Source organism: Halorubrum rutilum (genome assembly GCF_024494565.1).
The window spans coordinates 69,875-82,835 of the sequence record NZ_JANHDN010000001.1 but is presented as its reverse complement, the minus strand read 5'-3'; the positions used below and the strand labels follow the sequence as shown (position 1 = coordinate 82,835).

The window sequence follows — 12,961 nt, the reverse complement described above, 5'->3', positions numbered from 1 at the left end:
AATGAGATCCCGAGACAGCCGGCGTATGGAGCTCTCGTGGACCGTCGACCGGGCGGGCGACGCGTCGCTGGTTCGCTGTCGGGTTCGCAACGACGACGCCGCCCCGCGACGCGTGCGGGTGGAGAGCGAGTTCGACGCGCCGGTGCTCCCGCCGCGACGGGCGGGCGTGCCGGCGGACGGCTGGGACGCGAGCGGGGTGACCCTGCGGATGGGTCCGGACGAGCGTCGCGGGTTCGGCTTCGCGACACCGGCACCGCCCGTCGATCCGCCGGTGGAGATCGTCGCCGTCGAGCCGGTCGACGCGAGCGACCCCGACGGATCCGGGCGGGATGTCGCCGGTCCCACCGCCGACGGCGGGGGCGTCGGCTCGACGCCGGCCGCCGCGCTCCGCGAGCTCGCCGAACACCGGCCGCCGCGGGCGGCGGTGGACGCGAATCCCGAGGTCGGGGGTCGGTCGGAGGACACCGCGGCGGCCGGAGACGGACGCGGTCACGACGGTGGTCCCGGCGAGGTCGGGAGCGACGACGCCGAGGGCGACGACGGTGCTGCGGACGGCACCGGGGACGACGACGCCGAGGGCGACGACGGTGCTGCGGGCGACGCCGAGGACGATGACGAAGTCGGGGACGACGGCGCGCTTACGCGAACGGACCCCGATTCGGTCGACGACTGGTTCGCCGCGGTCAAGTCCCGGATCGAGCGGGCGGAGCGGCTGGCCGGCGCCGACGTCGAGACGGCGACGGAGGTGGTCGGGGACGCGGGCGGCGTCGACGCGCTCGCCGAGCTCGACGACCGGCTCGACGACGACGCGGAGCGGCTCCGGTCGGTGAGCGAGCGCGCGGCGTCGCTGGCGGAGCGCGCGGCGGAGACCGACGTCCCGGTCGACGCGCTGGAGCGGCTCTCGTGATCCTCGCCGTCGCCGGCGGCAAGGGCGGCGTCGGGAAGACGACGCTCGCGTACAACGTCGCCGCCGCGCTCGACGCGGTCGTCGTCGACGCGGACCTCGGCATGGCCGACCTCCCCGGCGGTCGCGGCCCGGACCTCCACGACGTGCTCGCCGGGCGCGCCGACCCGACGGAAATCGTTCGAACGGGCCCCGTCGACATCGTCCCCTGCGGGCGGACGCTCGCCGGCGCCCGCGCCGCCGACCTGTCGGCGCTGGGTGCGGCGACGGCCGCGATCGAGCGGGAACACGGAACCGTCGTCCTCGACTGTCCGGCCGGCCGGCGCGCGGACGCCGGCGTCCCGCTCGCGGTCGCGAGGGCGTGTCTGCTGGTCGTCTCCCCGCGGGCGTTCGCGCTGGCCGACGCGATCCGGACGCGGGAGCTCGCCCGCGAGCTGGACGCCGGACTCGTCGGCTGCGCCGTCAATCGAGTGACCGAGGAGCCGCCGACGGACGCCGTCGCCGACGCGCTGGGAGCGCCGGCGGCGGCGGTCCCCGCCGACCCGCGAGTCGGGCGGTCCGTCGCCGCGGAGCGGCCGGTCGTCGACGCCGCGCCCGACGGCGACGCCGCGCGGGCGATCGAGGAGCTGGCCGGGCGGGTCCCCCGCTGACGGGTCGTCCGGCGCGAGGACATCGGGTCGTTTTACCCGATCGGGGGCGGACCGGGAGTCATGCTCACGGCCGCGTTCCTCGTCGCCGTCGCCGTCGTCGCCTTCCTCGTGATCGAGGTCGGCCCCCTCTACGCGGCCGACCGCTTCCGGGACCTGCGGGAGCCGACCGACGCGGAACGCGCGCGGCTCGCCTCCCTCCGCGAGACCGCCGGGCTCGACGTCGAACGGGTCGCGATCGAGACCGACGCCGAATCGACGGCTGACGAGGGCGAGGACGGGTCGAACGTCGGCCGGGTCGAAGTCGGCGTCCGCGGCCCGCCCGGCAGGCGGGTCCTGTTCATTACGGAGGGCGTGCTCGACGACCTCGACGAGGACGTCGCGATCGGCCTCCTCGCGGCGGAGGCGGGACGCGTCCAGACGTACTACGGCGAGTTCCGCGCGGTCGCCGTCGCGGCGGTGCTCGCGGTGCTGGCGGCGATCGTGACGGTCGCGGTGCCGTTTCAGGCCGGGTTCGCGTCGCTCGTCGCCGTGGGGCTCGCCGCGTTCTGGGTCGGGCGGCGAGTGCAGTACGCGGCCGACGACCGCGCCGCGGACGCGGTCGGCGCGGGGCGCGTCGCCGACGCCTTCGAGCGCGCCGCCGCGATCCGCGGGGTTGAGCCCGAGACGGGCGACTGGTCGACGTGGTTCGAGGTGCAGCCGCCCCTCGGCGACCGGATCGCGGCGCTTCGAGAACGGGCGGACGGCGAGCGCTGAACGGGCGAGGCGCGTCGGTGTCGGCGCTACTCGGCCGGTCGGGCGACGACCTCGTCGCGGTCGACCCGCACGTCGTACTCGGCGACGGAGAACGAGAGGGAGACGTCGGCGTCGGGACCGCCCCCGACGAGCGAGTCGAGCGCGTCGGGGTCGACGTGGTCGTACAGGACGATGTCCGCCTCGTCGGCGAGCGCGGTCGGCTCGACGCCGGCGAGGTCGGCGATCGCCTCGACGACCGCGCGGCTCGGGGAGCGGTCGTCGCGGCCGTGAGCGACGCGGACCGCACCGCGGAGCGGGCCGGCGTCGGAAGCGCCCGTCGGAACACTGCTCATACCCGGCAGTTCGCCGAACCGGTATATAAACGCCCCCCGTCGTTAATCAGAACTGATAATTCGACTGACTCGACCGGTCGGTCGGCCGGAGCGAAACGGTTAACAGCGTTTGTGTGAGACGTTTTCGCATGGCACTCGAACGCGCCACGGCTGGGATCGCCCGGAGAGTCGACGGCGACGCGTTCGAGCTCTTTTTCGACTGATCGGCGCGCGGCGGACCCGTCCCGCGGTCGGACGGCGAAACCGCGCGGATCGGCGGCGAGGAGACGATGGAGAGAAGACGACGGAGAGAGGGCGGCGGGGGAGGAGTCGAACCGCCCCGCGCCGTTCCGCGCTCTCCGCGCCCCCCGCGCCGCCCCGCGACGGCGACGTGCCGGAACCGTTACCAACCAGCCACACGCGTATGGATACAACTCGAATGCGACTCCCGGAACGACAGCTCGCGGTCCTCGAGGCCGCGAGCGCGACGGACGAACGGACGATAGACGAGATCGCGGCGGAGACCGGGCTGAAGCCCGAGACGGTCGTCGGCGCCGCCTTCGACCTCCGCGACGAGGGACTGCTGTCCGTCGTCGAGACCGCCGCCGAGACCCTGGACCTCACCGACGAGGGGCGGCGCTACGTCGACGACGGGCTCCCCGAGACGCGGCTCTACCGGGCGGGGCTCGCGCTCGACGCCGACGAGGCGCCGGTCTCGATGGGGCGGGTCATCGGCGAGGCCGACCTCGACGGCCCCGCGGTCGAGATCGCGCTCTCGAACTTCGCGCGGAAGGGGTTCGGCTCGATCGACTCGGGCGAGCTCCGCGTCGACCCCGACGCCGCCCCCGACGCCGACCCGGAGGCGGCCGCGCTCGCGGCCCTCGCCGACGGTGAGACCCCGGACGCCGACGACGCGGTCCTCGAACGGCTCGACTCCCGCGGACTCGTCGACCGCGGCGAGTCGGTCACCCGGTCGGTGACGCTCACCGACGAGGGCGTCGACGCGCTGATGACGGGCGTCGAGGCGACGGAGACCGTCTCGGAGCTCACGCCCGAGCTGCTCGCCAGCGGCGAGTGGCGCGACGTGGAGTTCTCCGCGTACAACGTGGAGGCCGACGCGCCCGGCGTCTCCGGCGGCCGGAAGCACGTGCTCCGCCGGACCGCCGACCGCGTGAAGGACGTCCTCGTCGGCATGGGGTTCCGGGAGATGGAGGGCCCCCACGCCGACAGCGACTTCTGGATCAACGACTGCCTGTTCATGCCGCAGGACCACCCGGCGCGGACCCACTGGGACCGGTTCGCGCTGGACGTCGACCCGATGGACGAGATTCCGGAGGAGCTGATCCGGCGGGTCGAGTCGGCCCACCGGGAGGGGTGGGGCGAGGACGGCGACGGCTACCACTCGCCGTGGTCAGAGGCGTTCGCCCGCGAGGTCGCCCTGCGCGGCCACACCACCTCGCTGTCGATGCGGTACCTCTCGGGGGTCGCCGGCGCGGAGCTGGAGCCGCCGCAGCGCTACTTCTCCGTCGAGAAGGTGTACCGCAACGACACCCTCGACCCGACGCACCTCCTGGAGTTCTTCCAGATCGAGGGGTGGGTGATGGCCGAGGACCTCTCGGTGCGCGACCTGATGGGCACCTTCGAGGAGTTCTACCGGCAGTTCGGAATTACGGACATCCGGTTCAAGCCCCACTACAACCCATACACCGAGCCCTCCTTCGAGCTGTTCGGCGAGCACCCGGAGACCGGCGAGGAGATCGAGATCGGCAACTCCGGCGTCTTCCGCGAGGAGGTCACCGGCCCGCTCGGCGTCGACTGCGACGTGATGGCGTGGGGGCTCGCCCTCGAACGGCTCGCGATGCTGACGACGGGCGCGGAGGACATCCGCGACCTCCACGGGACGCTGGCCGACATCGACTTCCTGCGGAACGCGGAGGTGAGCTACTGATGCCCGTCGTCGACATCGACACCGACGAGCTGCGCGGGCTCACCGGCCGCACCGACGCGACCGACGAGGAGTTCAAGGAGGACCTGTTCGGGCTCGGCCTGGAGTTCGAGGGCAAGACCGACGACGGCCTCCTCCAGTTCGAGTTCGCGCCCGACCGGCTCGACCGGCTCTCGGTCGAGGGGGTCGCGCGCTCGCTGCGCTACCACTACGGCGACGACCGCGGCGTCTACGTCCCCGAGACGAACGACCCCGAGTGGACGATCGAGGTCGACGAGACGGTCCCCGACGAGCGCCCCTACGTCACGGGCGCCGTGGTCCGCGGGGTCGACCTCGACGAGGGCGCGCTGGAATCCCTCATCCAACTCCAGGAGAAGCTCCACGCGACGATGGGCCGCGGCCGCGCCAAGGGCGCGATCGGGATCCACGACCTCGCGATGATCAAGGGCGCGCCGCTCCAGGAGGGGTCCGAGCCGTCGATCACCTACCGCGGCGTCGACCCCGAGGGCGACACGTTCGTCCCGCTGGACGCGAACGACGAGCTGACCCCGGCCGCGGTGCTCGACGAGCACGACACGGGCCGGACGTACGCCGACCTCGTCGAGGACCTGGAGCGGTACCCCGCGATCTACGACGAGCTCGGCCTCTTCTCGTTCCCGCCCGTGATCAACGGGAAGCGCACCGAGGTGACGACGGGCTCGCGCGAGCTGTTCGTCGAGCTCACCGGCACCGACCAGTGGACGATCGACCGGATGTGCAACATCGTCTGCTACGCGCTCTCGGCGCGGGGCGCGACGATCGAGGAGGTCGAGGTGACCTACGCCGACGGCGCGGCCGCTCCCGACGAGTACGGCGCCGAGCTCGTCCGTCCGAACTTCGACACCGACGAGAAGTCGGTGAGCCACGACCGGATCGAGACGCTGCTCGGCGTCGACTTCGAGCCCGAGGAGGTGGTCGACTGCTTCGAGCGCGCCGGGCTCGACGCCTCCTACACCCTCGACGAGGACGTCACCTACGAGGCCGAGATCCCGCCGTACCGCGTCGACGTGCTCCACCCGCTCGACCTCGTCGACGACGTGGGACGCGCGTACGGCTTCGACGAGCTGGAGCCGCGCTACCCCGACGTGGGGACCGTCGGCGGGCGCCACGAGCGCTCCCGACTGGAGGACGCGGTCCGGACGAGCCTCGTCGGGCTCGGCTTCGAGGACCTGCTGAACTTCCACATGACGAGCGGGACGGAGAACTACGACCGGATGAACCTGGAGCCGGGGACCGACGCCTTCGGCGGCGGCGACCCCGTCGAGATCACCGAGCCGTACAGCGAGGAGTACACCCAGCTCCGCACGTGGGCGCTCCCCTCGCTCGTCATGCTGTTGGAGCGGAACACGCACAACGCGTACCCGCAGGACGTCGCGGAGGTCGGCTTCGTCGCCGAGCGCGACGACGCGGCGAACACGAGCGTCGCCGAGCGGCGCCACGTCGCCGGCGCGGTCGCCCGCCGCGACGCCTCCTACGAGGCCGCGAAGGGGCGCCTGCAGGCGGTCTGTGACGACTTCGGCGCCGAGCTGGCGACGCCCCGCACCGAGCACCCGTCGTTCATCGACGGTCGGACCGCCGCGGTCGAGATCGACGGCGAGCGGGTCGGCGTGATCGGCGAGGTGCATCCCGCGGTCCTCGTCGAACACGACCTGGAGGTCCCGGTCGCGGCCTTCGAGTTCGACCTCGACGCGCTCCGATAATTTGACCACAAGGCATATATTTATTTTCGCGTATCCGCCGGGTATGAACTGCGAACGCTGCAGCGAGGACGCGTCGGTCTCACACCACGACGTCGACGGGTTCGCCTACTACCTCTGCGTGCCGTGCGCCGAGGAGTGGGACGCGGTGCGCGACGCGACGACGGTCATCGACGCGGCCGGGCGGTCGCCGGCGCGATAGCGGTTCGACAATCCCGCCGGGGGCGTCGCGGCCGGCGAGAGCTACCCCTCGAACCCCTCCTCCCACCGGAAGGCGCCGTCGCGTTGGACGACCTCGCCGTCGACCTCCAGCCGTGAGCGCTCGCCCACGTCGCTTATCATGTCGACGTGGACCGCGCTGTCGTTGCCGGACTCGCCCGCCGGGAGGCAGGCGTCGTAGGCGCGGCCGACCGCGAGGTGGACCGTGTCGCCCATCTTCTCGTCGAAGAGGATCGAGTCGGTGAAGCGGTCGATACCGCGGTTCATCCCGATCCCGAGCTCGCCGAGCCGCCGGGCCCCCGCGTCGGTGTCGAGCACGCTCGCGAGCGCGTCCTCGCCGGCCTCCGCCGAGAAGTCGACGACCTCGCCGCCCTCGAAGACGAGGCGCACGTCTCGGACGCGGGTCGCGTCGATCGTCATCGGCACGTCGAAGAAGGCCTCGCCCTCGGCGTCGTACGGCGCCGTGAACACCTCGCCGCTCGGGAGGTTGTGGGAGTCGTACGCCACGGAGGCGGCGGAGTTGACCGCGGTGCGACCCGCGATCGACATCGCCACGTCGGTGTCGGGCGCGCCGTCGCGCTCGGTGACGATCCGGACCTCCTCGCCCGCGTCGAGGACCTCCTTCATCCGGGCCATCTCGGCCGCGAGCGCCTCCCAGTCGCGGAGGACGGCGTCGTAGACGAACTCCTGATACTCCTCGTACGCCATCCCCGCCTGCTGGGCGAGGCTCCGGGTGGGGTGGACCGTCGACACCCAGTCGGTGTCCATCCGGGCCTCGCGGACGCCTTTCCTCGCTTTGGCGTACGCCTGCCGCGTCTCGCTCGCCACGTCGGCGCTCGCGGTGGTGTTGCGCCCGCCCCCGATCCGGAGGTAGGCGTCGGCGGCCTCGAAGATCGCGCGGTCGACCGCCGGGTCGTCGTCGAAGTCGGGGACTCCGCCGGGGTCGTCGGGGTCGGCGGCGGAATCGTCGTCGGGGTCGTCGTCGGGGTTGTCGCCGCTGCGGTCGCCGTCAGCTCTCGCCTCGGCGCCTTTTAAATAGGCCCGGGAAAGCTCGTCGGAGCCGTACAGCGTCGTGACGTTCGCCCCGCGCTCGCCGAGCGCCTCGGCGACGGCGACGCCCAGGTCGTGGGCGTCCTCGGCGACGCTGACGACGACGTCGTCGCCGGCCTCGACCCGCGCGCTCCAGTCGACGAGCACCTCGGCGTGCTCGCGTACGCGTTCGTCCATGAGTACTGGATACGTCGCGGGGAAGGGGTAAATCGGTGCCGGGACAGCGATTATTTATAAATAGTCGACGGCGCGGGGACGACTCTCGCCGGTGAGTCGGTCGCTTATTTATAAATCGCCACTCGCAGATCGGTGGGAGATACTTCCAAGGCCCCAGTCGCTCGGTTATAAATGACTCATCGCAGATCAGGGGCGAACACCGCCAAAGCCCCAGCCGCGAGGCGGGCGCACGCTCGCTGCGGTCCTCGGTCGCTCGCGGTGCTCGCTCCCTGCGGTCCTTGCATCACCTGCGCCCGCCTCGCGGCTGCCCCTTTGAGTCCCGCCCGACCGCAACCGCACAGCGCCTCACACCTCCCCAGCCTCGTCGCTCGCGCTTAAAAGCGCTCGCGACTCCCTCGCGCGTGCGACTCGCAGCCTGCCGGCTGCTCGTCGGCACGCGCCACCGCTGTTACTTAAATAGTCTCGTCGGAACGCGACGAGGCCGTCACCCGGAATCCCGGTGAACGGCTGCGAAGAGCCCGACCGCGAGCAGTGCGACGCCGGCGATCCCGCTTCCGAGCCTCGCCAGCCCGGCCAGCGGGGTTCGGTCCAGCCGGTCGCGCGAGTAGCTTCCGAGGACCCCGTACGACTCCCCGTCGACGCGCAGATTGTCGACCCCGGCGAGGCGGTCCGCGCAGTTGGTCTCGCCGATGGCCCACTCCCCGACGGCCGACGTGTGTTCTAGGAGGAGGTCAACGGACCCGGGGGCGATCCGATATCCGCGGATCGAGACGTTGTTCCCGTCGGCGAGGGCGACCGCGGCGTCGGCGCACCGCGCGGGGAGGTCGGCCGCGTTCACGGCCGGGTGCTGGTTGAGCCCCAGTCCCGGGTAAAACGCCGCCCGCCAGCCGACGACGCTCACGTCCGCGACTAGGACGAGGAGGAGGAGGGCGCCTGGGACGGCGAGGAGCCTGCGGTCCATCGCGCCGAGCGGGTAGAGCCGAGCGGAATAAAGGCCTTGTGTGGCTCGTCCGGCCGGACGAGGCCCGAACGCGGCCGTTACTCCAGGTCGAGCAGCGCCGCGATCTCGTCGAGGTAGTCGTCGTAGATCCCGACGGCGGCCTCGATCGGCTCGGGCGAGGCCATGTCGATGCCGGCGAGTTCGACGACGTTCAGGGGGTAGTCGGAGCCGCCGGCCTTCAGCATCTCGCGGTAGTCGGCGGCGGCGGGCTCGCCCTCGTCGAGGACGCGCTCGACGATCGCGGCGGCCGCGGAGATGCCGGTCGCGTACTGGTAGACGTAGAAGTCGTAGTAGAAGTGCGGAATCCGCTCCCACTCGCGCTCGATGCCGCCGGTCAGCTCGGCGGGCGCGTAGTAGTCGCCCTTCAGGTCGGCGTAGAGCTCGTCGAAGGCGTCCGGGGTGAGCGCGTCGCCGGCCTCCACGCGCTCGTGGATCTCCTGTTCGAACGTCGCGAACATCGTCTGCCGGAAGAGGGTCGAGCGGAAGCGTTCGAGGTACTCGTCGAGCACGTGGGTGCGGAGCTCGTCGTCCTCGACGGTGTCGAGCAGGTGGTGGGTGAGCAGGGTCTCGTTGACCGTGGAGGCGATCTCCGCGACGAAGATCTCGTAGCTCGCGTCGTGCCACGGCTGGGCGTCGGCTGCCAGCTCGGAGTGCATCGAGTGGCCGAGCTCGTGGGCCAGCGTGAACAGCGAGGCGATGTCGTCCTGGTAGTTCATCATGATGTACGGCTGGGTGTCGTAGGTGCCGGAGGAGAACGCCCCGGAGCGCTTCCCGCGGTTCTCGTACACGTCGACCCACCGCGAGTCGAGCCCCTCGGCCATCCGGTCCTGGTACGCCTCGCCGAGCGGCGCGACCGCCTCGGTCACCCACTCGACCGCCCGGTCGTACTCGACGTCCGGGCCCTGGTCGCCCGTCAGCGACATGTAGAGGTCGTGGCTTTCGAGTTGGTCGACGCCGAGCGCCCGCTCCTTCAGCTCCGCGTGCCGGTGGAGCACGTCGAGGTTGTCGTCGACCGTCTCGACGAGGGTGTCGTACACCTCGACCGGGACGTTCGAGCCGTCGAGCGCGGCGGCGCGGGCGCTGTCGTAGCCGCGGATCTCGGCGCTCGTCGCGTGCTCGCGGACGGCCTTCTCCAGGGAGGTGCCGACCGTGTTGCGGACGTCGCCCCACTGCTCGTAGAACGTCTCGTGGACGCGCTCGCGGAACGCTCGGTCCGGGTTCGTCTGGAGCTTGGTGAAGTTCGACTGCGTGATCTCCACGTCCTCTCCGTCCGGGTCCTCGACGACGCCGTAGGTCATGTCGGCGTTCGTCAACATCGAGTAGATCTCGCTCGGCGCGTCGGTGACCTCCGAGAGGTCGGCGAGCACCTCCTCGACCTCCGCCGAGCGCGTGTGGTTTTTCATCCGCAACACGTCGTCGAGGTAGTGCTCGTACGCCGCGAGGGCGGGCTCGTCGTCGACGAAGGCCTCGACGTCGGCCTCCGTGAGCGTCTGGAGCTCCGGTTCGAGGTACGAGACCGCGCTCGACGCCTCGGAGCCCAGCGAGGACGCCTTGGCCGACATCGCCTGATACTCCTGATTCCGGGTGTCCTCGGCGCTGCGGAGGCGGGCGTACGTCGCCACCTGCCGGAGCTCGCGGAAGATCTCCTCGCGGAGTTCGAGCAGCTCCGAGAGAGTGGCGGCGTCCTCGGTGACGCGTCCCTCGTAGTCGCGCAGCTCGTCGATCCGGTCGGCGACCGTCTCGTAGGCCGCCTCCCACGCCTCGTCGTCCGCGTAGATCCCGCGGAGGTCCCACTTGTACGCCTCGTCGATCTCCGCCCGCTCGGGAACCGAACTCATACCGATCGGTTCGCGCCGCGCGCACTAAGCCTTGTCAAACGCGGACGCTCGCGGGTGAGCGAGCGTCGACGAGCGCCGGGGACGATCACGCTCCCGTCGCCCACTCGGCGAGGTCGACGACGAGCACGACGGCGTCCTCTCCGTCCCGGTAGTAGTTCGAGACGCGGCGGACCGGCTCGAACCCCTCGTCCGCGTACAGCGACCGCGCGACCGCGTTGCTCTCGCGGACCTCCAAGCGCACGACCGCGACGCCGACGCCGCGGAGCCGCGCGAGCGCCGAGCGGAGGAGGCCCCGTCCGAGCCCCTCGCCCCGCGCCTCCGGGTGGACCGCGAGGTCCTTGACGTGGCCGATGTCGCGGCCGTGGTTCGGCGTGGCGTCCGCGACGACGTAGCCGACCACCCCGTCGTCGCGCTCGGCCACGAGGAACGCCGGCTCGTCGAGCAGGCGCTCGAAGGCGTCGTACGGCCACGGGTCCGCGAAGCACGCCCGCTCGATCCGCACTACCGCGAGCAGGTCCGCGCGCTCGACCCGGCGGATCGCGGCGTCGACGGGTATCACGGTCGGAGTTGGCGGGCGGGAGGAATAAACGCGACGGGACGGCGGACCCCGAGAGCGGTCGCCGGACGGTCCGGCCGCCTCAGCCGTCGATCCACGGCTCGGTCCCCGGGACCGCGTCGGGACCGGGCGCCTCGATCGCGAAGCACGCGCCGTCGGGACGGGGGGCTCCGGGCGGGAGCGGGGGGTCCGCGTCCGGACGGAGCTCGACGGTCCAGCCGTGCGACTCGACGATTTCGCGGACGATATCGAGGCCGTAACCCGTCCCGTCGGGGGTGGTGGTGAAGCCGGGCTCGAAGGCGTCCTCGCGGTGCGCCGGGTCGATCCCGGCGCCGTCGTCGGCGACGATCACCCCCCCGTCGGTCGCGCTCACGACGACCGTGAGGTCGGCGTCGACCTCGCAGGCGTGTTCGACCGCGTTGCGGAAGAGGTTCTCCAGCGCCTGCCGCAGGCGCCCGCGGTCGCCGCGGACCCGGGCGTCGGCGCCGACGACGAGCGTCGCGTCCTCGCTCCCCGCGGTGGCCCACGCGTCGCGGACGACCCCTTCGAGGTCGAACTCGGTCGGCTCGTCGATCCCCGACCCCTGTCGGGCGAGCGTCAGCAGCTCGGAGACGAGCCGGTCGATCCGGTCGACCGCGCGCTCGCCGCGCTCCAGCGGGTCGGTGTCCCCCTTCAGCCGCGCCATCTCCATCGACCCGCGGATCACGGACAGCGGGTTCCGGAGGTCGTGCGAGACGATGCCCGCGAACCGGTCAAGCCGCTCGTTGCGGTCGGCGAGCCGGCGCTCGCGCGCCTTCCGGTCGCTCACGTCGCGGGAGTTGACGAGGAGGCGACCGACCGCGGCGTCGTCCGGCAGGGAGCGCGTCCGCGACTCCAGCCAGACCCAGTCGCCGTCGGCGGTGCGGTACCGGTACTCCATGGTGGGCGCCGCCTCGGGGTCGTCGAGGGCGTGATAGAACCGCTCCGTCACGCGCTCGCGGTCGTCCGGGTGGACGTAGCCGAGCGGCGACCGGCCGACCGTCGACCCCTGCTCGTAGCCGAGCACCTCCTCGACGGACGGGCTCTCGTACCGGACCCGGCCGTCGGCGTCGACGACGGTGACGAGGTCGGTCCCGTATTCGAGGAACTGCCGGAACCGCTCCGGGAAGGCGCGGTCGACGTCGACCCGACGGGCGGTGACGACGCGCCCGCCGAACTCCGGCGCGAGCTCCTCGTCGACGACGGACTCGACCCAGACGAAGCCGCCGCTCGCGTGCCGGAGCCGATGGGTGACGGTCCGGTCGGTCGCGACCGCGGAGAGCGCGTCGGAGACGGGGTCGCGGTCGTTCGGGTGGACGCGTGCCAGCAGGTCCTCGCCGAGCAGCGCCTCGCGTTCGACGCCGAGCACCGCCGGCACCGACGGACCGGCGAACAGGACCTCGCCGTCGACGGCGACCGCCGCGACGAAGCGGTCGGAACCGGGGTCGACCGCGGCCGCACCGTCCGCCGCGTCGACCGCCCCCGGCTCGGGCGCCGGGTCGGAACTCGGTCCCCCGTCGGTCGTCGAGCGCCCCCGTTCCGGGCGCGTCCGCCGCTCGTCGTCGCGGGAGGCGTCGCCCCGCGGAGCGGACGGTCGGTCGCTGGGACGGAGGGTCACGAGCGTTCTGTCCACGCTACGGACGGACGGGTATAAACCTCCGCGCCGCGGATATCAGAATAGATACTCGGCGAGAGGACCCGGAGACGGCGGGGCAGCGAACGGCGAGCCGCGAGCGGTGACGGTGGTCGCGCGACTCCGAGCACTGCCGAGCGGCCGCCGTCGAGCGGTCTCGACGCACCGAGT

12 protein-coding genes are annotated in these 12,961 nt (G+C 72.1%); 6 read left to right on the top strand and 6 right to left on the bottom strand.

Annotated features, from left to right (window positions below):
• Positions 1-25: 25 nt before the first annotated feature.
• Genes NO900_RS00415 through NO900_RS00405 form a run of 3 tightly spaced genes read left to right on the top strand, consistent with a single transcriptional unit; the run spans position 26 to position 2,307 of the window.
• Positions 26-907, top strand: coding sequence for a DUF7857 domain-containing protein (locus tag NO900_RS00415; RefSeq protein WP_256407242.1), 882 nt, complete (start codon positions 26-28; stop codon positions 905-907).
• The gene (locus NO900_RS00410; protein ID WP_256407241.1) at positions 904-1,554 is read left to right on the top strand and encodes a MinD/ParA family ATP-binding protein; all 651 of its coding nucleotides are present in this window, start codon (positions 904-906) and stop codon (positions 1,552-1,554) included. Before NO900_RS00415 ends, NO900_RS00410 begins: the two co-directional genes overlap by 4 nt.
• A gap of 60 nt (positions 1,555-1,614) precedes the next feature.
• Positions 1,615-2,307, top strand: coding sequence for a peptidase (locus NO900_RS00405; RefSeq protein ID WP_256407240.1), 693 nt, complete (start codon positions 1,615-1,617; stop codon positions 2,305-2,307).
• Positions 2,308-2,333: 26 nt separating this feature from the next.
• Here the strand turns inward: NO900_RS00405 and NO900_RS00400 are convergent, their stop codons facing one another.
• A complete protein-coding gene (locus NO900_RS00400; protein WP_256407239.1) occupies positions 2,334-2,639 on the bottom strand; it encodes a HalOD1 output domain-containing protein in 306 nt (101 codons plus the stop codon).
• Between the two features lie 418 nt (positions 2,640-3,057).
• On the opposite strand from NO900_RS00400, the gene pheS reads away from it, so the two are divergent.
• The 3 genes from pheS to NO900_RS00385 are packed head-to-tail and all read left to right on the top strand — an operon-like array spanning position 3,058 to position 6,501.
• Positions 3,058-4,566: a phenylalanine--tRNA ligase subunit alpha gene (pheS, locus tag NO900_RS00395; protein ID WP_256407808.1), complete on the top strand. Its 1,509-nt coding sequence runs from the start codon at positions 3,058-3,060 to the stop codon at positions 4,564-4,566.
• Entirely contained in the window at positions 4,566-6,302 is a 1,737-nt protein-coding gene (pheT, locus tag NO900_RS00390) for a phenylalanine--tRNA ligase subunit beta (RefSeq protein ID WP_256407238.1), read from the top strand. Before pheS ends, pheT begins: the two co-directional genes overlap by 1 nt.
• 43 nt (positions 6,303-6,345) lie before the next feature.
• On the top strand, positions 6,346-6,501 hold the full coding sequence (locus NO900_RS00385; RefSeq protein WP_256407237.1) for a hypothetical protein: 156 nt from the start codon (positions 6,346-6,348) through the stop codon (positions 6,499-6,501).
• 41 nt (positions 6,502-6,542) lie between these two features.
• Here the strand turns inward: NO900_RS00385 and NO900_RS00380 are convergent, their stop codons facing one another.
• The 5 genes from NO900_RS00380 to NO900_RS00360 form a co-directional block, all read right to left on the bottom strand.
• On the bottom strand, positions 6,543-7,745 hold the full coding sequence (locus NO900_RS00380; RefSeq protein ID WP_256407236.1) for an aminopeptidase: 1,203 nt from the start codon (positions 7,743-7,745) through the stop codon (positions 6,543-6,545).
• A 484-nt stretch (positions 7,746-8,229) separates the two neighbouring features.
• Positions 8,230-8,706 carry a hypothetical protein gene (locus NO900_RS00375; RefSeq protein WP_256407235.1) on the bottom strand — a complete coding sequence of 159 codons (477 nt, stop codon included), beginning with the start codon at positions 8,704-8,706 and terminating at the stop codon, positions 8,230-8,232.
• Between the two features lie 77 nt (positions 8,707-8,783).
• A complete protein-coding gene (pepF, locus tag NO900_RS00370) occupies positions 8,784-10,583 on the bottom strand; it encodes an oligoendopeptidase F (protein ID WP_256407234.1) in 1,800 nt (599 codons plus the stop codon).
• Positions 10,584-10,668: 85 nt separating this feature from the next.
• Entirely contained in the window at positions 10,669-11,142 is a 474-nt protein-coding gene (gene rimI, locus NO900_RS00365) for a ribosomal protein S18-alanine N-acetyltransferase (RefSeq protein WP_256407233.1), read from the bottom strand.
• A 79-nt stretch (positions 11,143-11,221) separates the two neighbouring features.
• The gene (locus NO900_RS00360) at positions 11,222-12,775 is read right to left on the bottom strand and encodes a PAS domain-containing protein (RefSeq protein WP_256407806.1); all 1,554 of its coding nucleotides are present in this window, start codon (positions 12,773-12,775) and stop codon (positions 11,222-11,224) included.
• Positions 12,776-12,961 lie beyond the last annotated feature (186 nt).